Origin of the sequence: Pseudomonas sp. WS 5411, from assembly GCF_012985595.1 — a bacterium.
GTDB lineage: Bacteria > Pseudomonadota > Gammaproteobacteria > Pseudomonadales > Pseudomonadaceae > Aquipseudomonas > Aquipseudomonas shahriarae.
This window is the reverse complement of sequence record NZ_JAARMC010000008.1, coordinates 165,585-187,216: the sequence shown is the minus strand read 5'-3', so window position 1 is coordinate 187,216 and position 21,632 is coordinate 165,585. Positions and strand designations below refer to the sequence as shown.

At 61.4% G+C, this 21,632-nt stretch carries 19 protein-coding genes; 8 read left to right on the top strand and 11 right to left on the bottom strand.

The annotated features are described in order from the left end of the window. Window positions 1-252 precede the first annotated feature (252 nt). Window positions 253-987: a phosphoadenylyl-sulfate reductase gene (locus HBR93_RS14440; RefSeq protein WP_057960355.1), complete on the bottom strand. Its 735-nt coding sequence runs from the start codon at window positions 985-987 to the stop codon at window positions 253-255. A gap of 154 nt (window positions 988-1,141) precedes the next feature. Here HBR93_RS14440 and thrH point away from each other — a divergent pair, with 154 nt between their 5' ends. Then, window positions 1,142-1,759 (top strand): bifunctional phosphoserine phosphatase/homoserine phosphotransferase ThrH, encoded by a 618-nt coding sequence (gene thrH, locus HBR93_RS14435; protein WP_169960544.1) that lies wholly within the window; start codon window positions 1,142-1,144, stop codon window positions 1,757-1,759. Window positions 1,760-1,890: 131 nt separating this feature from the next. On the opposite strand, the gene HBR93_RS14430 is transcribed toward thrH, so the two are convergent. The 6 genes from HBR93_RS14430 to HBR93_RS14405 all read right to left on the bottom strand — a co-directional run bounded on the left by HBR93_RS14430 (window position 1,891) and on the right by HBR93_RS14405 (window position 7,165). Next, a complete protein-coding gene (locus tag HBR93_RS14430; RefSeq protein WP_115128727.1) occupies window positions 1,891-2,109 on the bottom strand; it encodes a hypothetical protein in 219 nt (72 codons plus the stop codon). Next, window positions 2,106-2,411, bottom strand: coding sequence for a type II toxin-antitoxin system HigB family toxin (locus HBR93_RS14425; protein ID WP_169960543.1), 306 nt, complete (start codon window positions 2,409-2,411; stop codon window positions 2,106-2,108). The genes HBR93_RS14430 and HBR93_RS14425 overlap by 4 nt, the downstream gene beginning before the upstream one ends. Window positions 2,412-2,650: 239 nt before the next feature. Further along, window positions 2,651-3,994: an aminodeoxychorismate synthase component I gene (pabB, locus tag HBR93_RS14420; RefSeq protein ID WP_057960354.1), complete on the bottom strand. Its 1,344-nt coding sequence runs from the start codon at window positions 3,992-3,994 to the stop codon at window positions 2,651-2,653. Between the two features lie 110 nt (window positions 3,995-4,104). Then, window positions 4,105-5,091, bottom strand: a complete 987-nt coding sequence (locus tag HBR93_RS14415) for an alpha-L-glutamate ligase-like protein (RefSeq protein ID WP_057960353.1) — start codon at window positions 5,089-5,091, stop codon at window positions 4,105-4,107. Beyond that, entirely contained in the window at window positions 5,091-6,623 is a 1,533-nt protein-coding gene (locus tag HBR93_RS14410) for an inactive transglutaminase family protein (RefSeq protein ID WP_169960542.1), read from the bottom strand. The genes HBR93_RS14415 and HBR93_RS14410 overlap by 1 nt, the downstream gene beginning before the upstream one ends. A 5-nt stretch (window positions 6,624-6,628) precedes the next feature. Beyond that, window positions 6,629-7,165 carry an ATP-dependent zinc protease gene (locus tag HBR93_RS14405; RefSeq protein WP_057960351.1) on the bottom strand — a complete coding sequence of 179 codons (537 nt, stop codon included), beginning with the start codon at window positions 7,163-7,165 and terminating at the stop codon, window positions 6,629-6,631. Window positions 7,166-7,438: 273 nt separating this feature from the next. Here HBR93_RS14405 and HBR93_RS14400 point away from each other — a divergent pair, with 273 nt between their 5' ends. From HBR93_RS14400 to HBR93_RS14370, 7 genes are all read left to right on the top strand, one after another. Continuing rightward, window positions 7,439-8,149: a GntR family transcriptional regulator gene (locus HBR93_RS14400; protein WP_057439536.1), complete on the top strand. Its 711-nt coding sequence runs from the start codon at window positions 7,439-7,441 to the stop codon at window positions 8,147-8,149. After that, entirely contained in the window at window positions 8,146-9,039 is an 894-nt protein-coding gene (gene prpB / locus HBR93_RS14395; protein ID WP_029298299.1) for a methylisocitrate lyase, read from the top strand. The genes HBR93_RS14400 and prpB overlap by 4 nt, the downstream gene beginning before the upstream one ends. A gap of 41 nt (window positions 9,040-9,080) precedes the next feature. Then, window positions 9,081-10,208: a 2-methylcitrate synthase gene (prpC, locus tag HBR93_RS14390; protein WP_169960541.1), complete on the top strand. Its 1,128-nt coding sequence runs from the start codon at window positions 9,081-9,083 to the stop codon at window positions 10,206-10,208. Window positions 10,209-10,410: 202 nt separating this feature from the next. Then, window positions 10,411-13,005, top strand: coding sequence for a Fe/S-dependent 2-methylisocitrate dehydratase AcnD (acnD, locus tag HBR93_RS14385; protein ID WP_169960540.1), 2,595 nt, complete (start codon window positions 10,411-10,413; stop codon window positions 13,003-13,005). An 11-nt stretch (window positions 13,006-13,016) separates the two neighbouring features. Then, on the top strand, window positions 13,017-14,207 hold the full coding sequence (gene prpF / locus HBR93_RS14380) for a 2-methylaconitate cis-trans isomerase PrpF (RefSeq protein ID WP_169960539.1): 1,191 nt from the start codon (window positions 13,017-13,019) through the stop codon (window positions 14,205-14,207). A 235-nt stretch (window positions 14,208-14,442) separates the two neighbouring features. Next, complete coding sequence (gene prpD, locus HBR93_RS14375) at window positions 14,443-15,927, top strand: 2-methylcitrate dehydratase (RefSeq protein ID WP_169960538.1); 1,485 nt, start codon at window positions 14,443-14,445, stop codon at window positions 15,925-15,927. A gap of 239 nt (window positions 15,928-16,166) precedes the next feature. Continuing rightward, window positions 16,167-17,015, top strand: coding sequence for a hypothetical protein (locus HBR93_RS14370; RefSeq protein ID WP_169960537.1), 849 nt, complete (start codon window positions 16,167-16,169; stop codon window positions 17,013-17,015). 52 nt (window positions 17,016-17,067) lie between these two features. Here the strand turns inward: HBR93_RS14370 and HBR93_RS14365 are convergent, their stop codons facing one another. The 4 genes from HBR93_RS14365 to moeB are packed head-to-tail and all read right to left on the bottom strand — an operon-like array spanning window position 17,068 to window position 21,617. Then, window positions 17,068-17,796, bottom strand: coding sequence for an alanyl-tRNA editing protein (locus tag HBR93_RS14365; RefSeq protein WP_115128717.1), 729 nt, complete (start codon window positions 17,794-17,796; stop codon window positions 17,068-17,070). 2 nt (window positions 17,797-17,798) lie between these two features. Next, window positions 17,799-18,791 (bottom strand): serine O-acetyltransferase, encoded by a 993-nt coding sequence (locus HBR93_RS14360; protein WP_169960536.1) that lies wholly within the window; start codon window positions 18,789-18,791, stop codon window positions 17,799-17,801. Between the two features lie 23 nt (window positions 18,792-18,814). Beyond that, a complete protein-coding gene (locus HBR93_RS14355; protein ID WP_057439531.1) occupies window positions 18,815-19,729 on the bottom strand; it encodes a PLP-dependent cysteine synthase family protein in 915 nt (304 codons plus the stop codon). A gap of 25 nt (window positions 19,730-19,754) precedes the next feature. Continuing rightward, window positions 19,755-21,617, bottom strand: coding sequence for a molybdopterin-synthase adenylyltransferase MoeB (moeB, locus tag HBR93_RS14350; RefSeq protein WP_169960535.1), 1,863 nt, complete (start codon window positions 21,615-21,617; stop codon window positions 19,755-19,757). Window positions 21,618-21,632 lie beyond the last annotated feature (15 nt).

Here is a 21,632-nt window from a genome sequence, read left to right as displayed (position 1 = left end):
GGGAATCAAGAATGTAGGAAGTTAGCAGAAATGGGGTGTAACGTTTCGGTGCGTAATGATTAAAGTGCACACAAAAATGGCACTGTTGGTTACGTTTGTGTGTACAGGTTTAATGGTCGCTGGAAACAAATGTGGGAGCTGGCTGGCCTGCAATGGCATCACCCCGGTATTCAATTACACCGAGGTGATGCCATTGCAGGCCAGCCAGCTCCCACACGCTCTTGTTGCGAGATTTTTCGCAGGCGAGGCTTTTCAGGCCTTGCTGATGATATTTCCCGCGTGCAGCCCACATTCCTTCTGGGTTGCTTCTTCCCACCACCAGCGGCCTTCACGCTCGTGCTGGTTCGGCAATACCGGACGGGTGCAGGGTTCGCAGCCGATGCTGATAAAGCCGCGCTCATGCAGGCTGTTGTACGGCAACTCGAGCATGCGGATATAACCCCAGATCTCTTCACTGGTCATTTGCGCCAGCGGGTTGAACTTGTAGAGGGTGCGCTCGGGGGTGGAGAAGGCGCTATCGACTTCCAGGGCCGCCACTTGGCTACGGGTGCCGGGGCTCTGGTCGCGGCGCTGGCCGGTGGCCCAGGCACGTACGCCGGAGAGTTTGCGGCGCAGCGGTTCGATCTTGCGCACGCCGCAGCATTCGCCATGGCCGTCCTTGTAGAAGCTGAACAGGCCCTTTTCCTTGACGAAGGGTTCCAGCTTGCTCTGGTCCGGCGAGATCAATTCGATATCGATCTTGTAGAAGTCCCGCACCTGCTCGATAAACCGGTAGGTCTCCGGGTGCAGGCGGCCGGTGTCGAGGCTGAAGACCTTGACGTTTTTGTTCAGCTTCCAGGCCATATCCACCAGCACCACATCCTCGGCACCGCTGAAGGAAATCCACAGGTCATCGCCGAACTGGCTGAACGCCAGCTTGAGGATGTCCTGGGCGGACTTGTTGGCATAGGTCGCGGCGAGTTCAGCGACGTCGAAGGCTTGGTTCATCAGGACGGTTCCTACAGGTCAGTGGCGCTGAGCGCTCTATAGGAGTGGGATGTTAACAAAATCCGCTCTGCGTTGCGGTGGCCAGCGCGAATCGCTAGAGTTCGGCAGTCCTTTTGCTCGCTCAACTGAAAAAAAATCCAAATGGGAGTGTCTTGTGGAAATTGCCTGTCTCGACCTGGAAGGGGTGCTGGTTCCGGAAATCTGGATCGCCTTCGCTGAAAAAACCGGTATTGAATCCTTGCGGGCCACCACCCGGGACATTCCCGACTACGACGTCCTGATGAAGCAACGCCTGCGCATTCTCGACGAGCACGGCTTGAAGCTGTTGGACATCCAGGAAGTGATTGCCACCCTCAAACCGCTGGAAGGTGCGATCGAGTTCGTCGACTGGCTGCGCGAGCGCTTCCAGGTGGTGATCCTGTCGGACACCTTCTATGAATTTTCCCAGCCGTTGATGCGTCAACTGGGCTTCCCGACCCTGCTTTGCCACCGCTTGATCACCGATGAAAATGACCGGGTGGTGAGCTATCAACTGCGTCAGAAAGACCCTAAGCGTCAGTCGGTGCTGGCCTTCAAGACCCTGTACTACCGGGTAATTGCTGCAGGCGATTCCTACAACGACACCACCATGTTGGGTGAGGCGGATCGTGGGATTCTGTTCCATGCACCGGAAAATGTGATTCGCGAGTTCCCGCAATTCCCGGCGGTGCATACTTTTGAGGACTTGAAGAAAGAGTTCATCAAGGCGTCGAACCGTTCGTTGAGCCTGTAAGTTATTGAGCGAGGCTGGTTGCCTCATCGCGAGCAAGCCCACTCCCACATTCGACCGCGTTTATCCTTTGGGAGCACGGTCGAATGAGGGAGCGGGCTTGTTTGCGATGAGGCCCTCGAAAACGCCAAAGATCAAACTCCCGCAAGCAACTGCTCATAAGGAATGCGCAAACCCTCGTGCAGGCGCTTGATCATGGCCAGGCTCAATTTGCGTTTGTGGTTCAGCACTTCCGACACGCGTCCGCTGGAGCCGATAAAGGGTTCCAGGTCACGGGCCGTCAGGCCCAGTTGGTCCACGCGCGCCAGCGCAGCGGCCAGGTCTTCGGGGGTACGAATAGGTTTGATGTTCATCGCACAGTCTCCGCGTTGATCTGGTCGTACTGGGCGCGGGTGCCTACAAATCGTATGAAACCCAGTTGCCGCGGGTAGTCGATCGCCATGATCACTCGATATTTATTGCCACCGATGTTGAGCACCACCCTTGCACCTTTGAGGATACTCGCGGTGCGAAGCTCCGCCTTCAGGTCTTGCGGCGTGTAAAAGGTGGACTTCTCCCTAAGGCGATACCCTTCAACCAGGGGTGTTTTGGAGTCGGTGTAAGCCGGATGACTTTCCCAGAACTCCCTTAAGGCGGCTCTTGCGATTAGTCGCACAAGTCAAGCCTCCCAATTTGGGAGAAATTAGGTGTCCCTTCCTGGATTTGTAACTCTTCACAGGGAGCGCGATGTGTAGGAAAAGGGCTTTGTTTTAACGGTGCAAACGATATGGCGACAGAAGCAATAAGCAGTCGATCCATGTGATCCCTCACAGACGGCCAGGTGGAATGCCAGAGCCAGACGCTTTCCCTGCGCCCAGATACTGTCTACGGTGGTTCTGATTCAGGTTCTTTCCCTTACAGCCCTTCCAGTGTTTCCAGCAACACCCGCACCTTGGTCATCGACTCCTGGTACTCCGCCTGCCACTCGGAATCGGCGACGATCCCGCCGCCGCCCCAGCAGCAGACCTGGCCATCCTTGACCAGCAGGCTGCGAATGGCGATGGAGCTGTCCATCTCGCCACGCACGTCCAGGTACAACAATGAACCGCAGTACAAGCCGCGCCGGGTCGGTTCCAGTTCGTCGATGATCTGCATCGCACGGATCTTCGGGGCGCCGGTGATCGAGCCGCCGGGGAAGCTGCCGGCGATCAGGTCCAGGGCGTCTTTGTCGTCGGCCAGTTCGCCGGTGACACTGCTGACCAGGTGATGCACGTTGGGGTAGCTTTCCAGGCTGAACAGCTCCGGGACCTTGACCGAGCCGGTGCGGCAGGTGCGGCCCAGGTCATTGCGCAGCAGATCGACGATCATCAGGTTCTCTGCACGATCCTTGGGGCTGGCCAGGAGTTCGGCGGCGTTGGCCGCATCCTCTTGCGGAGTCAGCCCGCGGGGGCGGGTGCCCTTGATCGGACGGGTTTCCACCTGGCGCTGGTTGACCCGCACGAAACGCTCCGGTGACAGGCTGACTACCGCGCCATCATCCGGCAGGCTCTGAAAGCCCGAGAACGGCGTCGGGCAGGCGGCGCGCAAGGCGCAGTAGGCGACCCATGGATCGCCGTTGCAGGCCGCGCGAAAGCGTTGGGCGAAGTTGACCTGGTAGCAGTCGCCGGCCTGGATGTAATCCTGGATCCGCGCCAGGGCCTGTTCGTAGGCTGCGGCGCTCAGGTCTGGGGTCATCCGGGTATGCAGCTTGAAGCTGGCCGGGGTGTCGGCGGCCGGTTGGCTGAACAGGGCCAGCAGGCGCTGGCGTTCGCTTTCCGGAAGTTTGGGGTGGAACACCAATTGGCTGGTGCGCGCCTGATGGTCGCTGACCAGTGCCCAGGCGTACAGGCCAAAACGGGCATCGGGCAGACCGATATCGTCGATAGCCTGATGCGGCAGTTGCTCCAGGTGGCGGCCAAAATCGTAGCTCAGGTAGCCGATCAAGCCGCCGGCGAACGGCAGTTCATAGGGCGCGGGCAGGCTAGCCTCACCCAGCATCGTCAGATTTTCCCGCAGCCGTTGTAAGAAATCGCTACCGCTTTCGTCCGGCCATACCGCCAGGGTTGCTTCCGGCCAGGCGCTGAGCAAGTCATAGCGACCACGCTCGGCTGCCGGTCGGCCGCTGTCCAGCAGCACGGCGCCGGGTGCATGGCGGATCGCCGCAAAATACTCGGCGGGGTTTGCCCGATAGGGCAGGGGATGTACAGAGCAGGTCGACATGCAGGGTGAATCAGCCATGGGGCGGGGAGGGGATTGTAGTCCCCTGTAGGATTTGCTCCTAGAGGGGATGTCGGGGATGGTTGGATAGAGGGCGCAGCCGCGGGGCGCTGTCAGCCTTCCACGGGTGGAATATGCCCAAACATTTCCTGGGCAAACTTCACCCGTTCTTCCGCCGTTTCTGTCACGCCCGCCGCCTTCAGCTCTTCCAGTCGAGCTTCTACGGCATGGGTACGCAAGGTCAGGCCGCAATCGTTGGCAATCTGGATATTCAACCCGGGGCGCGCATTGAGTTCGAGGATCAGCGGGCCTTTTTCCTGGTCCAGCACCATGTCTACACCGATGTAACCCAGCCCGCACAGCTCGTAGCAGCCGGCGGCGAGTTTCATGAAACCGTCCCAGTTGGGCAGTTGCACACCGTCCACCGCGTTGGTGGTGTCGGGGTGCTTGGTAATGATGTTGTTCAGCCAGGTGCCGCGCAGGGTCAGGCCGGTGGCCAGGTCCACGCCCACGCCAATCGCGCCCTGGTGCAGGTTGGCCTTGCCGCCGGACTGACGGGTCGGCAAGCGCAGCATGGCCATCACCGGGTAGCCCATCAACACGATGATGCGGATATCCGGCACGCCTTCGTAGCTGATGCTCTTGAAGATCTGGTCGGGCACCACCCGGTATTCGATCAATGCGCGGTCACGGTGACCGCCCAGGGAATACAGGCCGGTGAGGATGCTGGAAATCTGGTGCTCGATTTCCTCGTGGCTGATGATCTTGCCGGACACCGTGCGATAGCGTCCTTCAAAACGGTCGGCGATCACTAGGATGCCGTCGCCGCCGGCGCCCTGCGCCGGCTTGATCACGAAGTCGCTACGGCCACCGATGATTTCGTCGAGCTTGTCGATTTCTTTCTCGGTGGAAATGATCCCGTACATCTCCGGCACATGGATGCCGGCCTGGATCGCCCGTTCCTTGGTGATGATTTTGTCATCGACAATCGGATACAGGCTGCGCTTGTTGTACTTGAGCACGTAGTCGGCATTACGCCGGTTGATGCCCATGATGCCCCGCGCTTCCAGGGCCTTCCAGGTCTTCCAGAACCCGAACATTACGAATCAGCCTTGAGGAAGGCTTTGAAACGCACCAGCTCGGTCAGGCGGTAGCCACGGTAGCGACCCATGGCCAGCATGAAGCCCACCAGGATCAACAGGATCGCCGGGAAGGTGAACACGAAGTAGATCAACTCCGGCACGCTCATGATCAGGTGGGCCAGGGAGGCAGCGAACAGGGTGCCAATCGCGACTTTCATCGCATGGCCGCCGCCGCGCTCTTCCCAGGTAATGGACAGGCGTTCGATGGTCATGGTCAGGATCACCATCGGGAACAGCGCCACCGACAGACCGCGCTCCAGGCCCAGCTTGTGGCTGAACAGGCTGATGGCCGCAATCAACACCACGACAAAGGTCAGTACCACCGAGAGCCTCGGCAGCATCTGCAGCTTCAAATGCTCCAGGTACGACCGCAGGGACAGCCCCAGCGCCGTAATCACCGTAAACAGCACGATGCCAAAGCCCAACTGGGTCTCGCGGAACGCCAGGGCGATCAGCACCGGGGTGAAGGTACCCAGGGTCTGCAGGCCGATCAGGTTACGCAGGATCAGGATCACCAGCACGCCAATCGGGATCATCACCATGATCATGAAGGTCTGCTGGGTTTGCAGCGGCAGGCCGTAGAGCGAGTATTCGAGGAAGTTGGCGTCGGTGTTCTCGTCCGTCAGCTTGGCCAGGCGGATCGCGTTCATCTCGCTGTTGTTCAGGCTGAAGGTCACGGCAGCTTTCTTGCCGCCGTCGACGGTGATCAGGTTTTCATCGCCGGTCCACCACAGAAGGCGATCGGAGGGCAGGCCCTGTTCGCCGGTTTCCGGGTTGAAGTACAGCCAGTCGTTGCCATTGAAGCTGCGCAGCCACAGTTCCGGGGTTTGCGGTTGGTCGGCTACCAGGCGGATGGTGTGGACCTTTTCCACCGGCACGTGGGCGATGGACAGCAGCAACTCGACGATCTTGGCCTTGTGCGGCGTCGACGGATCGCCCGCCAGCAGCAGCTTGACGTTGTCGTCGTTGAGGTTGTTGGTGCGCTTGATGGCTTCGCTGATAAAGGTCTCGACATCGGCCGAGTGCTGGCGGATCGGTGCCAGCAGGGCCTCGGCGGCGATTTTTTCCGGGCCTTCCACGGCGATGCTGTCGCGGAAGGTCGGGCCCTTGACCTTGATCTTTTCGCCGCTGTAACGCTTGGTCAGCACCAGGCGGTAGTAGAGGGTCTGGTTGCCCTTGGCGCGCCGGGCCGACCAGGTGACCTTGCGGTTGCCGTCGATGCGGTTGACGCTCACCCCATAGTTGTTGGAGATGAAGCTCTCATTGAGGCTGACGAAGTCGCGGCTCAGGGGCGGCACGAACATCTGGACCTTGACCGGATCCTTGGCGTTGGCCACGAACTCGACCTTGGCGTCGATGTTCCACAGGTCGTCTGTGGCGTCCTCGGTCACCGGGATGCCGAGGACCAGGATCTGATAGGCCGTGACCGAAATGCCCAGTACCACCAGGACGGCGATCAGAATCTTCAGGTGCATAGTAAGAGAGCGCATTGGAATTACTCGGCGGTATGAGCGTCGGCGGCGCAGGCAGGTTTGCCTGCTGCGTATTTAAGACTGGGGTCGACCAGCGCATCAAAGCGTTTCAAGGCTTCGGAGCCGATCAGCAGCGGGTATTGGAAGGCGCTGCGGTCAGTCAAGTTCACTTCGATGCTGCGTAAAGCGGTGCCCATGCAGATATCCAGGGCAATCACCGGACGGGCGGTGTAGTTCTTGTCCTCATCGGGGTCGTAGTCGCCGGCGCGGCGCTTGATCTTGCTGACGCGGGCCAGGGGGCGCTCGATGGGGTGCGAATGGGCGGTGTCGATGGCCAGGTAGAAGCGGACCCAGGACTCACCGTTGCGCTTGAAGCGCTTGATATCCCGGGCACTCAACGACGCAGTCTTGGCGCCGGTGTCGAGCTTGGCGGCGACTTCCAGGTCAATGCCCGCCAGCTTGGCGTATTCATTGAGGCCATAGACGGTCTTCTCGGCAGCGATGCCAAGGCCCGGAAACATCAGTAGGCAAAACAATAGGGGGAAGGGCTTGAGTCTCATAGATCCTGAGGCGGTGCAGTGCGATGTTTGATTCAAGGCGACTGGCATTGCTGCGCAAGCTCCCTCGTGCGCCTTTTCATCCGGGGATGTCAGGCAAATGCGGCGGGCATTCTAACATGAAGGTTTTCTGGCGCCAGCGCTGGCAGCCGGCCATGCCCTTATAGGGTGCAAGGCGGGTTATTAGACGATTGTCGACAATGTGCATTTATTCTTTGACTATCAGGGGCTGATTGGCTAGTTTTTGCGACATTGCTTTTAAAGGTGTCGACAATCATGCTGGATCAGCTGGAAATTCCGGTAGTAGGGCAGGACGATTCCCAAACGATGTCTGAGAACGTCTTCCGTCGCATCCAGGCCGCCATCGTCAAGGGCGAGATTGCCCCCGGCAGCAAGATCTCCGAGCCCGAGCTGGCGCGCACCTACGGCATCAGCCGTGGCCCGCTGCGCGAGGCGATCCACCGCCTGGAGGGCCAGCGCCTGCTGGTGCGCGTGCCCCATGTCGGCGCTCGGGTGGTGTCCCTGAGCGAGGCTGAGCTGGTGGAACTCTACGAAATCCGCGAATCCCTCGAAGGCATGGCCTGCCGCCTGGCCGCCGAGCGCATGACCGACGAAGAAATCGAGGAACTGCGCCAAGTCCTGCATACCCACGAGCGCGATGCCGCATTCCAGGCCGGTGTGGGCTACTACCAGCAGGAAGGCGACTTCGACTTTCATTACCGGATCATTCAAGGCGCGCGCAACCGCACCCTGACCCAAATGTTGTGCGGCGAGCTGTATCAACTGGTGCGCATGTACCGCATCCAGTTCTCCGCCACCCCCAATCGTCCACGCCAGGCATTTGCCGAGCATCACCGCATTCTTGACGCGATTGCCGATCGCGACGGTGAACTGGCCGAGTTGTTGATGCGCCGTCATATCGGCGCCTCCAAACGCAATATCGCCCGTCACTTCCCCGACGGCGCCCCCTCGAGAGGTGAGTCATGAGTTCCTATAAAAACAGCACCCCCGGCCAGCGTTTCCGTGATGCGGTCGCCAGCGAACACCCCCTGCAAGTGGTGGGCGCGATCAATGCCAACCACGCGCTGCTGGCCAAGCGCGCCGGTTTCAAGGCCATTTACCTGTCCGGTGGCGGGGTCGCCGCGGGCTCCCTGGGCGTGCCGGACCTGGGCATCACCGGCCTGGATGATGTGCTGACCGATGTGCGCCGTATCACCGATGTCTGCGACCTGCCGCTGCTGGTCGACGTGGACACCGGTTTCGGCTCCTCGGCGTTCAACGTGGCGCGCACCGTCAAGTCGATGATCAAGTTCGGCGCCGCCGCGATCCATATCGAGGACCAGGTGGGGGCCAAGCGTTGCGGTCACCGCCCGAACAAAGAGATCGTGTCCCAGCAGGAAATGGTCGACCGTATCAAGGCCGCCGTGGATGCCCGGACCGATGACAGCTTCGTGATCATGGCGCGCACCGACGCCCTGGCCGTGGAAGGCCTGGAGTCTGCCCTGGAGCGTGCCGCCGCGTGCATCGAGGCCGGCGCCGACATGGTGTTCCCGGAAGCCATCACCGAGCTTGAGATGTACAAGCTGTTCGCTTCACGGGTCAAAGCCCCGATCCTGGCCAACATCACGGAATTCGGCGCGACCCCGCTGTACACCACCGAACAGTTGAAATCTGCCGATGTTTCTATCGTGCTGTACCCGCTGTCGGCTTTCCGCGCCATGAACAAGGCCGCCGAGAACGTCTACACCGCGATCCGTCGCGACGGCACCCAACAGAACGTGATCGACACCATGCAAACCCGCATGGAGCTTTACGATCGCATCGACTACCACACCTTCGAGCAGAAGCTCGACGCGCTGTTCGCCGCCAAGAAGTAAGCGCAGCGCCTCCCAGATAACTACAAAATTGGAGAAGAACCATGGCTGAAGCAAAAGTACTGAGTGGCGCCGGCCTGCGTGGCCAGGTGGCCGGGCAGACGGCACTGTCCACCGTGGGCCAGGCCGGTGCCGGCCTGACCTATCGCGGCTACGACGTGCGTGAACTGGCCGCCGACGCGCAGTTTGAAGAAGTCGCCTACCTGCTGTTGTACGGCGAATTGCCGAGCAAGGCCGAGCTGGCGGCCTACAGCGCCAAGCTGAGCAAGCTGCGTGACCTGCCCCAGGCGCTCAAGGAAGTGCTGGAACGCATCCCTGCCGACGCCCACCCGATGGACGTGATGCGCACCGGTTGCTCGTTCCTCGGCAATATCGAACCGGAAAAAGACTTCAGCGTGCAGCGCGATGTCACTGACCGCCTGCTGGCCGCGTTCCCGGCGATCATGTGCTACTGGTACCGCTTCAGCCACGACGGCCAGCGCATCGACTGCGTGACCGACGAGCCGAGCATCGGCGGGCATTTCCTGCACCTGCTGCATGGCAAGAAGCCGAGCGAGCTGCATGAAAAAGTCATGAACGTGTCGCTGATCCTCTACGCCGAGCACGAATTCAACGCCTCGACCTTCACCGCTCGTGTGTGTGCCTCGACCCTGTCCGACCTGTATTCCTGCGTCACCGCCGCCATCGGTTCCCTGCGCGGCCCGCTGCATGGCGGTGCCAACGAAGCGGCGATGGAAATGATCGAGCGTTTCTCCTCGGCCGAAGACGCCGTGAAAGGCACCCTCGGCATGCTGGAACGCAAGGACAAGATCATGGGCTTTGGCCACGCGATCTATAAAGACAACGACCCGCGCAATGAGGTGATCAAGGGCTGGTCGAAAAAACTCGCCGATGAAGTGGGCGACAAGGTGCTGTTCCCGGTCTCCGAAGCCATCGACAAGACCATGTGGGAACAGAAGAAACTGTTCCCCAACGCCGACTTCTACCATGCCTCGGCGTACCACTTCATGGGCATCCCGACCAAGCTGTTCACCCCGATCTTCGTCTGCTCACGCCTGACCGGCTGGGCGGCGCATGTGTTTGAGCAGCGCGCCAACAACCGCATCATCCGTCCAAGCGCCGAGTACATCGGCGTCGAGCAGCGCAAGTTCGTGCCAATCGAACGTCGCTGAGTGGGGAGACCGACAATCCGGAATTGGTAACCGAATCAAAAGCGTGGGAGCGGGCTTGCTCGCGAATACGGGGTAACAGTCACTGAATGTGTTGAATGACACACCACATTCGCGAGCAAGCCCGCTCCCACATTTTGACCTCATTCCAATTCTGGGGCGGCACAGGTCTTCCTTTTGTAACTACCGTGACCGAGTCCTGACGATGAACACTGAATTTCGCAAACCGCTCCCCGGCAGCCGCCTGGATTACTTCGACGCCCGTGCGGCTGTCGAGGCCATCACCCCCGGTGCCTACGCCACGCTGCCTTACACCTCCCGCGTGCTCGCCGAAAACCTGGTGCGTCGCTGCGACCCGGCGACCCTTAACGCTTCCCTGAGCCAATTGATCGAGCGCAAGCGCGACCTCGACTTCCCCTGGTTCCCGGCCCGGGTGGTGTGCCATGACATCCTCGGCCAGACCGCCCTGGTAGACCTCGCCGGCCTGCGTGACGCCATTGCCCTGCAAGGCGGCGACCCAGCCCAGGTCAATCCGGTGGTGCCGACCCAGCTGATCGTCGACCACTCCCTGGCCGTCGAGACCGGTGGTTTCGACCCGCAGGCCTTCGAGAAAAACCGCGCCATTGAAGACCGCCGCAACGAAGACCGTTTCCACTTTATCGAGTGGACCAAAAAGGCTTTCAAAAACGTCGATGTGATCCCGCCAGGCAACGGCATCATGCACCAGATCAACCTGGAGAAAATGTCCCCGGTGATCCAGGTGCGTGACGGCGTGGCCTTCCCGGATACCTGCGTCGGCACCGACAGCCACACCCCCCACGTCGACGCCCTGGGCGTGATCGCCATCGGCGTTGGCGGCCTGGAAGCCGAGAGCGTGATGCTTGGCCGTGCGTCGTGGATGCGCCTGCCGGAAAGCGTTGGCGTCGAACTGACGGGCAAGCTGCAACCGGGCATCACCGCCACCGACATGGTGCTGGCCCTGACCGAGTTCCTGCGCCAGCAGAAAGTTGTCGGTGCCTGGCTGGAGTTCTTCGGCGAAGGCGCCTCGGCCCTGACCCTGGGCGACCGCGCCACCATCTCCAACATGGCTCCGGAATACGGCGCCACGGCGGCGATGTTCTACATCGACGCGCAGACCATCGCTTACCTCAAACTCACCGGGCGTGAAGACGAACAAGTCGCCCTGGTCGAGCAGTATGCGCGGCATACCGGCCTGTGGGCCGATGACCTCAAGGGCGCGCAATATGAGCGTGGCCTGAGCTTCGACCTGTCCAGCGTCGTGCGCAATATGGCCGGCCCGAGCAACCCGCACGCCCGCGTGGCCACCAGCGACTTGGCGGCCAAGGGCATTTCGGGGCAATGGGATGACGTGCCGGGGCAAATGCCCGACGGCGCGGTGATCATCGCCGCCATCACCAGTTGCACCAATACCAGCAACCCACGCAACGTGATCGCCGCCGGCCTGCTGGCGCGCAATGCCAACAAGCTTGGGTTGGCCCGCAAGCCGTGGGTCAAGTCGTCCCTGGCGCCGGGTTCGAAAACCGTGGCCATGTACCTCGACGAAGCCGGGCTGACCAGCGAGCTGGAGCAGCTGGGTTTTGGCGTCGTGGCCTTCGCTTGCACCACTTGCAACGGCATGTCCGGTGCACTCGATCCGGTGATCCAGCAAGAAATCATCGACCGCGACCTGTACGCCACCGCCGTGCTCTCGGGTAACCGCAACTTCGACGGGCGCATCCACCCGTACGCCAAGCAGGCATTCCTGGCTTCGCCACCGCTGGTGGTGGCCTATGCGATTGCCGGCACCATCCGTTTCGATATCGAAAAAGACGTGCTGGGCCTGGACGCCACCGGCAAGGAAATCCGCCTGCAGGACATCTGGCCGAGCGATGAAGAAATCGACGCAGTGGTCAAGGCCTCGGTCAAGCCGGAGCAGTTCCGCCAGGTCTACATCCCGATGTTTGCGATCCACGAGGACACCGGCCCGAAAGTCACGCCGCTGTACGACTGGCGCCCGCAGAGCACCTACATCCGCCGCCCGCCGTACTGGGAAGGCGCCCTGGCCGGTGCGCGTCCGCTCAAGGGCATGCGCCCGCTGGCGGTGCTGCCGGACAACATCACCACTGACCACCTGTCGCCGTCCAACGCGATCATGCTCGACAGCGCCGCCGGCGAATACCTGGCGAAAATGGGCCTGCCGGAAGTCGACTTCAACTCGTATGCAACGCACCGCGGCGACCACCTGACCGCCCAGCGCGCGACCTTTGCCAACCCCAAGCTGTTCAATGAAATGGTCCAGGAAAACGGCAAGGTCAAGCAGGGTTCCCTGGCGCGCATCGAGCCGGAAGGCAAGGTCACACGGATGTGGGAAGCCATCGAAACCTACATGGAGCGCAAGCAGCCGCTGATCATCATTGCCGGCGCCGACTACGGCCAGGGTTCGTCCCGCGACTGGGCGGCCAAGGGCGTGCGCCTGGCGGGTGTGGAAGCGATTGCCGCCGAAGGCTTCGAACGCATCCACCGCACCAACCTGGTGGGCATGGGCGTGCTGCCCCTGGAATTTTTGCCGGGTACCGACCGCAAGACCCTGCAGATTGATGGCAGCGAAACCTATGACGTGATCGGCGAGCGCACCCCGCGTGCGCAGTTGACCCTGGTGATCAACCGCAAGAATGGCGAGCGTGTCGAAGTGCCGGTGACCTGCCGCCTGGACACCGCTGAAGAAGTGTCGATCTACGAGGCGGGCGGCGTGTTGCAGCGTTTTGCCCAGGACTTCCTGGAATCGGCGGCGACCGCCTGAAGAGGATAACCATGACACACGTAGCGCAAATCAAGATCGCCGCCACCTACATGCGTGGCGGCACCAGCAAGGGCGTGTTTTTCAACCTCAAGGACCTGCCCGAATCGGCCCAGGTCCCGGGTGCGGCGCGCGATGCCTTGCTGCTACGGGTGATCGGCAGCCCCGATCCCTATGACAAACAGATCGACGGCATGGGCGGTGCCACCTCCAGCACCAGCAAAACCGTGATCCTCGCCAAGAGCACCCGCGCCGAGCATGACGTGGACTACCTGTTTGGCCAGGTCTCCATCGACAAGCCGTTCGTAGACTGGAGCGGCAACTGCGGCAACCTGTCAGCGGCGGTCGGCTCGTTTGCCATCAGCAGCGGCCTGGTGGATGCGGCCCGCATTCCCCACAACGGCGTGGCCGTGGTGCGGGTCTGGCAGGCGAATATCGGCAAGACCATCATCGCCCATGTGCCCATCACCAACGGTGCGGTGCAGGAAACCGGCGACTTCGAGCTGGATGGTGTGACCTTCCCGGCGGCGGAAGTGCAACTGGAGTTCATGGACCCGGCAGCGGAAGAAGAGGGCGGCGGCGGTTCGATGTTCCCTACCGGCAACCTGGTCGACGACTTGGAAGTACCGGGTGTCGGCACCTTCAAGGCGACGCTGATCAACGCCGGGATCCCAACGATTTTTATCAACGCCGAAGACCTCGGCTACACCGGCACCGAGCTGCAAGGCGCGATCAATAGCGATCCCAAAGCCCTGGCCATGTTCGAGCAGGTACGGGCCTATGGTGCATTGCGCATGGGCCTGATCAAGCACCTGGACGAAGCGGCCCAGCGCCAGCACACGCCGAAGGTGGCGTTTGTGGCCAAGCCTGCGGATTACCTGGCCTCCAGTGGCAAGGCGATCAAGGCCGGTGATGTGGATCTACTGGTGCGCGCGCTGTCCATGGGCAAGTTGCACCACGCGATGATGGGGACGGCGGCGGTGGCGATTGGCACGGCGGCGGCGATTTCCGGAACCCTGGTCAACCTCGCGGCGGGCGGTGTGGAACGCAACGCCGTGCGCTTCGGGCATCCGTCCGGCACCTTGCGCGTGGGCGCCGAAGCCAGCCAGGTCAACGGCGAATGGGTGGTAAAGAAAGCCATCATGAGCCGCAGTGCGCGGGTCTTGATGGAAGGCTACGTGCGCGTGCCCGGCGACGCATTCTAAAGCCCTGCGCCGGCCCCGATATGTGAGCGGGCTTGTGTGGGAGCGGGCTTGCCCGCGATAGCGGCGTGTCAGTCACGCAGATACCAACTGATCCAGCGCTATCGCGGGCAAGCCCGCTCCCACAAGGGGCGGCGGCCTCTGGATTTATGTACGAGAGCAGGCATTCAGACCTGCCACAAACCACCCACCCTGAGCCTGAGGAAGGAACACACCCAACCCATTTTGGAGTACTGCCATGAGCGCCAACGTCGACCAGAACAACCGCCCCGACTACGACCCGGTTTTGCAGGACATTGCCGACTACGTCCTCAACTACCGCATCGACTCCCCGGATGCCCTGGACACCGCCCGCAACTGCCTGATGGACACCCTCGGTTGTGGCCTGCTGGCCCTGCGTTTTCCCGAGTGCACCAAGCATTTGGGGCCGATTGTCGAAGGCACAGTGGTGCCGTTCGGTGCGCGGGTGCCGGGTACGTCCTATCTCCTGGACCCGGTCAAGGCCGCGTGGGACATCGGCTGCATCGTGCGTTGGCTCGATTACAACGACACCTGGCTCGCCGCCGAATGGGGCCATCCTTCGGATAACCTCGGTGGCATTCTCGCCGTCGCTGATCACCTGTCGCAAAAACGCGTGGCCCATGGCGAGGCGCCGTTGACCGTGCGCGCGGTGCTGGAAGCGATGATCATGGCCCACGAAATCCAGGGTGTGATTGCCCTGGAAAACTCCTTCAACCGCGTCGGCCTTGACCATGTGGTGTTGGTGAAAGTGGCCTCCACTGCTGTCTGTGCCAAGTTGATGGGGGCCAACCGCGAACAGATGCTGTCGGCACTGTCTCATGCCTTTGTCGATGGTCAGGCCTTGCGAACCTACCGGCATGCGCCAAACGCCGGGTCACGCAAATCCTGGGCGGCGGGGGATGCATCCAGCCGTGGTGTACGTCTGGCGGATATCGCTCTGCGTGGCGAGATGGGCATCCCCGGCGTGCTGAGCGCACCGCAGTGGGGCTTTTACGACGTGTTGTTCAGTCACACCAACAAGGACCTGGCCCTCAAGCCTGAGGACAAGCGCGCATTCAGTTTGCCCCAGCCCTATGGCACTTATGTGATGGAAAACGTGCTGTTCAAGATCAGCTTTCCTGCAGAGTTCCACGCCCAGACCGCCTGTGAAGCTGCTGTCACCTTGCACCCGCAGGTCAAGCACCGCTTGCACGAGATCGAGCGCATCGTGATCACCACCCACGAGTCGGCCATTCGCATCATTTCCAAGGTCGGCCCACTGGCCAATGCGGCCGACCGCGACCATTGCCTGCAATACATGACAGCCGTGCCCCTGGCGTTTGGCAACCTGGTCGCCGAGCAGTACGAAGATGAGTTCCATACGGCGCACCCGATCATTGATGAGTTGCGCGGCAAAATGGAAATCGTCGAAGACCCACGCTACAGCCGCGAGTACCTGGAAGCGGACAAGCGTTCCATTGCCAACGCGGTGCAGGTGTTCTTCACCGATGGCTCGAGCACCGAGCAGGTCGCGGTGGAATACCCGATTGGCCATCGTCGGCGCCGGGCGGATGGCATTCCTTTGCTGGAAGACAAGTTCAAGGCCAACCTGGGGACACGCTTCCCCGCGCAGCGCAGCGCCGAGATTTTTGCACTGTGCAAGGATCAGGCACGGCTTGAAGCGACGCCGGTGAACCGGTTTGTGGATTTGTGGGTGATATGAGGGCGTCGGGCGGCGAGTTGTGAAGTGGACATACTTTGCTATTCGTACGCCCGACATCGCCGGAACCTTATTCCGATAATGACCAATCAGATAGCCAGATGACCTGTTTTTGCCGGGGCATCCGGGATGCAATGCCCGTGAATCAACTACCTGAATCTGAGAGGTCCACTATGACGAGCGTAAGTCATTCGCAGTACGCACCCAGCCAGCCCTATGAAATGCCTCCCAAGCCAGCGTCCGTGCAGAACGAAGGCCGTGCTGAAACGGATGCCCCGCCCGGCGCGCAAGCAGATTCAACTCCACCCCGCCCACCGATGACTGCGCAGCAGCGTGGGCAGTTTGCGGCACATAAAGGCCTGGTCAATGCACCGTCATCCAGTGCCAATACTAACTCGCCTCAACTGGCGCAGCTCTCCCAGGAAAACAACCAGCTGCGTGACAGTCTTAACCAGTTGGTTGCCCACTTCACGCCGATAATCACTGAGCTTGAACAGCAGATAGCAAACCTGGGGCAGCAAGCCGGCATGATGGAGAGCCCTGCAAAAGGGGGCGCCCCATCGAAACAAGATGCCAGTGGCCGCGCAGATGCAGGGCAGGGCAAAGTGCCGCCTGAAGCCAGTGCTCGCGCAGACAACAACACGCCGGTGTCGGGGCCTGAGGCCCCTCGTAGCCTCGAGCAGCTGACTGCTGAAAATGACCAACTGCGCGAGACGATTGAGCGCCTGCAAACCCAGTTCACGGCGGTGGTGACTAAGCTGCAAAAGCAGATCCAGGCGTTGACCCAGAAAATGGGGGGGGCAGATGCCTCCGCAAATGAAGCCCCTGCCGCAGGTCCGAAGACTGACAGCAATGCCCCGTCGGCCCCCACATCGGCTGAGCAAGCGCCCGGTGCCAAGGACGCTCCAGCAGCGGCTCAGACCCATGAGCCAACGCCACCGGCGAACCGCAGCGCCGACGATCTCATGCGCGACAACCAGCAACTGCGCGCACGTATAGATCAAATGATGACTGAGTTCACCCAGGTGATTACCCAGCTGCAACAGCAAGTCCAGCAATTGAGTGCCCAGATCAAAGCCCAGGCGAAGTAAAGGCAAGCGTGCCAATAGGGGCGTTTACCCCCCCCGTTGGCAGCTTGATGCTTCACTCGAACCGCAGGATCACCCGCCGGTTGTGCTTGCTTTTTTTCTCGATTTTCTCGCAGAACACCCGGCCGATTTCTTCGGTGTTGACCACATGGGTGCCGCCACACGGCTGGATATCAATGCCGGCAATTTCAATCACCCGCACCGCGCCCTGGATCACCGGGGGCGCAACCGCCTGGGTGCGGGTGATCTGCAACAGGGTGGAGTATTCGGACGCCGGCATCGACAGCGACTTGACCTCATGGGCCTGCTCGATCAAGGCATTGAGGTCGCGGGTGATGCTCTCCTTGTCCAAGGTCATTTCCGGTAGGTCGAAATCCAGGCGGCCCTTGTCGGCGCTGATGCTGCAACCGGTCACCGGCGCGTCGATGATCGAGCACAGCAGATGCAGGCAGGTGTGCATCTTCATGTGCTGGTAGCGCCGCTCCCAGTCCAGGCCGGCGTCTACCTGTGCGCCTGCGCGCAATGACTCGGGGCAGTGTTCCACTTGATGCCAGATGATCGAGCGCAGTACCGGGTCGCGCACAGTCCCGGTCACGTTGACTCGGCTGCCGTCCGCCAGAGTGAAGTAACCGGTGTCTCCGGGCTGGCCACCCCCGGTGGGGTAGAACAGGGTGTGTTCCAGGGCCACGCCCTGTTCGCTGACGGCAATCACGCGGGCGCTGAAGGCGTTCTGGTAAGGCGCGCTGTCAAACAGCGCCAGGGTTTCCATAGTGTGTACGGACATGTTCATCCTCCAACGATCAGTGGGCTGGTTTGCAGCAGGCGCCGCACCATTGCGCTCAACCCGGGTGGGGAGAGCAGGGTGACTTCGAACTTCGCCCCGCACACCTTCAGGTTCAGGGGCAGGCGCGGGGGATAGGTGGGGGCCTGCAGCGTGCGCAGGCGAAACTGCAGGTGATGACGCTCCTTGACCGTGGGCTCCAGCACCACGCCGGACAATGGATGGAAGTCGGCATCCAGCAGCGTGACCCGGTGGCTGATGTCGACTTCACCGACCACATGCAGGCGCTCGTCGAGGGCAAAGGCTCCGAGGTAGTTGCTGGCGTCCGATTCGTCGTTTTTCTGCAACTGGATCTGGTTGACCACCTTGACCTTGGTGCCTGCGGGCACGTCCTGGGTGATGACACAGGAGGGGCTGATAAACACGTTGTCGCCGATCAGCACATACCCGAGCACCCTGGCGCCTGCGCCGACTTCCACGTTGTTGCCTAGGCGCGGGTGGCGCTTGCCGTCCGGGTTGTTGGCGATGCCCCGGGCGCCCAGGGTCACGCCACACAGGATGTAGCAGTCATTGCCTATCTCGCAGGTTTCGCCGATTACCGTGCCAAAGCCATGATCCAGCACAAAGCGCCGGCCAATGCGGGCGGCCGGGTGGATTTCGGCGCCGGACAGGAGCTTGCCCTGGTTGCTCAAAGTCAGCGCAATGGCGCAGAACTGGCCGTGGGCCGGGTCGGGAAGGTTCCAGACACAATGCGCCAGCCGGTAATACAGCACGGCCTTGAACGAGGCGTAGGACTCCAGGATCAGTTCACCCCGGCCGCGGGACGCCGGATCGCGCCAGGCGTAGGCGATCAGGTCCTCGGCCACTTCCTGCGCCGCTGGCTGGATCAACTCCGCCAGGTGTGGCTGCAACTGTGCCATCTGCGCTGGCGACAGGGTGGTGATGAGGTGGGTCAGCAACTCATCGTGCAGATGTTGCATGTCGATAAAGCCTCCCATGGAAGGCACCCCCGTAATTGTCGTTATTCGAAACAGGGCAGATAACTGTCGGCGCTGTCGTACACCATGGTCAGGACGACGGTGTCGGTGGGCAGTTCCGGGGCGAGCTTGGCGATGGCCACCATATTGGCGGCCGACGACAGTCCCAGGCTGATGGCGTCGGTACGCATGATGCGCTTCATCATTTCCAGGCAGTCGAGGCGCGAGACCTTGAGCATGCCGTCCAGCACATTCAGGTTGAGAATGCTCGGGATCAAGCCGATGGACAGGCCCTGGATATGGTGCGGCGCATGGCGGTCGCTGAGCAGGTCGCACTCCTCGGGCTCTACACCCATCACGCGGATCTGTGGCCAGGCGGCCTTGAGGGTTTCACCGATCCCGGTGATATGGCCCCCGGTGCCGATACCGCTGACGAAGTAGTCGACCTGGCGCTCGCCAAAGGCGCGGATGATTTCCGGGGCGGTGGTGTCGCGATGGGTCTGGGGGTTGGCGCCGTTGCGTTGCTGGTTGAGCATGACGAAGCTGGGGTTTTCCAGCTGCAGCTCCATGCACTTTTCGCCATGGGAGTTATTGCCCAGGCGGCTGTCCGACAGCACCACCTTGGCGCCATACAGGCGCAGCAGCTTTTGCTTTTCGGGGCTGTAGTTGTCGGGAATCACCAGCACCACTTTGTAGCCCAGCACATTGCCGGCCATCACCAGGCCGATGCCGGTGTTGCCCCCGCTGGGTTCGATGATGGTTTGCCCTGAGTTACGAATCAGGATGCCCCGGCGCTCGGCGTCGAGGATCATGCCCAGGGCAATCCGTGCCTTGTGGCTACCGCCCGGGTTCAGGGATTCAAGCTTGGCGAAGACCTCGATGCCGAGGTCTTCGGAGAATTGTTCCAGGCGCACGATGGGCGTTTGGCCGATGGCGTCGAGTATGGAGTTGTGCAGCATCAGATAAGTACCCCCAGGCCTGTGATCAGTACAAAGGCATGTCGGGTTCGACGTCGCGCACCCAATGTTTCATGCCGCCTTCAAGCACCCGGGTGTTGGCAAAGCCAGCGGCCAGCAAGGTGCTGGCGGCCTGCTCGGCGCGGATGCCGGCGTAGCAGATCAGGTAATGGGTGTTGTCACGGCTGAGCGTGTCGAGGTGCTCGTCGAGCTGGGCCAGGGGGATGTGCACCACGCCGGGCAGCTGGCATACCTCCAGCTCGCTGGCATCGCGCACATCCAGCAGGATGTCGGCGCTGCTGCGCTGTTCCAGCAACTGCTTGAGCACCTGGGGCTTGATGTAGTGCTCTGCCGCCAGGCTTGGAGCGCTGCGGATGGCATCGGCACAGACGGTGGCTGCGGGCTGATGTTCTTCACGCAGGTCGGAGCAGCACGGGCAGTCGGCGCGGCGCTTGAAACGGATTTCACTGAATTTCATGGCCAGGGCATCAAAGCGCATCAATCGACCGGACAAGGACTCGCCCAGGCCAATCAACAGCTTGATCGCCTCGGTGGCCTGGATCATCCCGACCACGCCGGGCAGTACACCGATGACCCCGCCAGCACTGCAATTGGGCGCCAGTTCCGCCGGCGGGGCGTGGGGGTACAGGCAGCGGTAGCAGGGCCCGCCCTGGTAATTGAACACGCTGATCTGGCCGTCGAAACGGTAGATCGCGCCATACACCAGCGGCTTGCCCAATTGTACGCAGGCATCATTGACCCGGTAGCGGGTCTCGAAGTTGTCCGTGCCGTCGATCACCAGATCGTAGGCGCCGACCAGTTCCAGGGCATTGTCGGCGTTCAGCGCGGTGTCGTAGGTGTTGATCCGGATGTGCGCGTTGAGGTCCTGCAGCCGGCGCTTGGCGGATTCGACCTTGGGCAGGCCCAGGGTGCTGTTGCCATGCACCACCTGGCGTTGCAGGTTGCTGCTTTCCACCACATCGAAGTCCACCAGCCCCAGGGTGCCGATGCCGGCAGCGGCCAGGTACAGGCTGATAGGCGAGCCCAGGCCGCCGGTGCCGATGATCAGCACCCTGGCTTTCTTCAGGCTCAGCTGCCCTTCGCGGCCGACACCGGGCAGGGTGATATGGCGCACATAGCGCTGCACTTCCTCGTTGCTCAAGGACTCGATGTCCATGCCGCCGGAGGTGGCGAGCAGCACTTCGATTTTTGCTTTTTCGGGCAGCGGCTCGTCGGGGCCGATCAGTTCTTCCCCGGCCGTGAACAGGAAGTGTTCCTTGAACCGGCCGTTGTTCTCGTGGAACAGGTGCGCCCGCAGCTGCGGGTAGCGGGCACAGAGGCCTTCAATGACTTCGCGCAATGTCGATCCGGCACCCTCGAGGGTCGATTCTGGCAACTTGGCCACACGGGCCAGGATGTCGGGGAAAGAGACAGCGTTCATGTACAACTCCGTTTGCAGGTCGTTGAAGGGGTTGAGGGCGAAGTGCGTGCCATCCCAGGCAAACAGCTTCGACCCAAGGGCCTTGCCCTGGCGGACATCCACCACCAGGTAACTGACGGGGTAGATCGGTTCCCCCATGTAGAGGGCCTTGTCCTGATCCTCGTCGCTGAAGTAGGCACCGACATCCGGGTGGGAGTGGTAAATCACCACCACCGGGTTGTCCGTGCGAAAGGCCTTGTTCATCAGCAGCGTGTCGGTCACCGAGAAGGTGTAGCCGTTGGCCGCGCTGCGGGGGTAGGCCTCGGGGTTCTTGCGGTGCAACTCGTTCTGGATATTGCTGCCCAGGTACACGCTGCCGTCGGCAAAGACAAAGCCGCAGCACTCTTCGGGATAGGTGCGGCAGGCGTGGGCGTAGATCTGCTCCAGGGCGGTTTGGCGGAGGACTTCCATGTTTCTCTCGCGTGG

Coding starts and splice junctions, on each gene's coding strand:
- prpD (WP_169960538.1), top strand. CDS start 14,443: ATGAGCGCCAACGTCGACCAGAACAACCGCCCCGACTACGACCCGGTT.
- prpC (WP_169960541.1), top strand. CDS start 9,081: ATGGCTGAAGCAAAAGTACTGAGTGGCGCCGGCCTGCGTGGCCAGGTG.
- HBR93_RS14415 (WP_057960353.1), bottom strand. CDS start 5,091: ATGTTCGGGTTCTGGAAGACCTGGAAGGCCCTGGAAGCGCGGGGCATC.
- HBR93_RS14430 (WP_115128727.1), bottom strand. CDS start 2,109: ATGAACATCAAACCTATTCGTACCCCCGAAGACCTGGCCGCTGCGCTG.
- acnD (WP_169960540.1), top strand. CDS start 10,411: ATGAACACTGAATTTCGCAAACCGCTCCCCGGCAGCCGCCTGGATTAC.
- HBR93_RS14355 (WP_057439531.1), bottom strand. CDS start 19,729: ATGCTGCACAACTCCATACTCGACGCCATCGGCCAAACGCCCATCGTG.
- pabB (WP_057960354.1), bottom strand. CDS start 3,994: ATGTCGACCTGCTCTGTACATCCCCTGCCCTATCGGGCAAACCCCGCC.
- prpF (WP_169960539.1), top strand. CDS start 13,017: ATGACACACGTAGCGCAAATCAAGATCGCCGCCACCTACATGCGTGGC.
- HBR93_RS14440 (WP_057960355.1), bottom strand. CDS start 987: ATGAACCAAGCCTTCGACGTCGCTGAACTCGCCGCGACCTATGCCAAC.
- HBR93_RS14365 (WP_115128717.1), bottom strand. CDS start 17,796: ATGTCCGTACACACTATGGAAACCCTGGCGCTGTTTGACAGCGCGCCT.
- moeB (WP_169960535.1), bottom strand. CDS start 21,617: ATGGAAGTCCTCCGCCAAACCGCCCTGGAGCAGATCTACGCCCACGCC.
- HBR93_RS14400 (WP_057439536.1), top strand. CDS start 7,439: ATGCTGGATCAGCTGGAAATTCCGGTAGTAGGGCAGGACGATTCCCAA.
- HBR93_RS14405 (WP_057960351.1), bottom strand. CDS start 7,165: ATGAGACTCAAGCCCTTCCCCCTATTGTTTTGCCTACTGATGTTTCCG.
- prpB (WP_029298299.1), top strand. CDS start 8,146: ATGAGTTCCTATAAAAACAGCACCCCCGGCCAGCGTTTCCGTGATGCG.
- HBR93_RS14410 (WP_169960542.1), bottom strand. CDS start 6,623: ATGCGCTCTCTTACTATGCACCTGAAGATTCTGATCGCCGTCCTGGTG.
- HBR93_RS14360 (WP_169960536.1), bottom strand. CDS start 18,791: ATGGGAGGCTTTATCGACATGCAACATCTGCACGATGAGTTGCTGACC.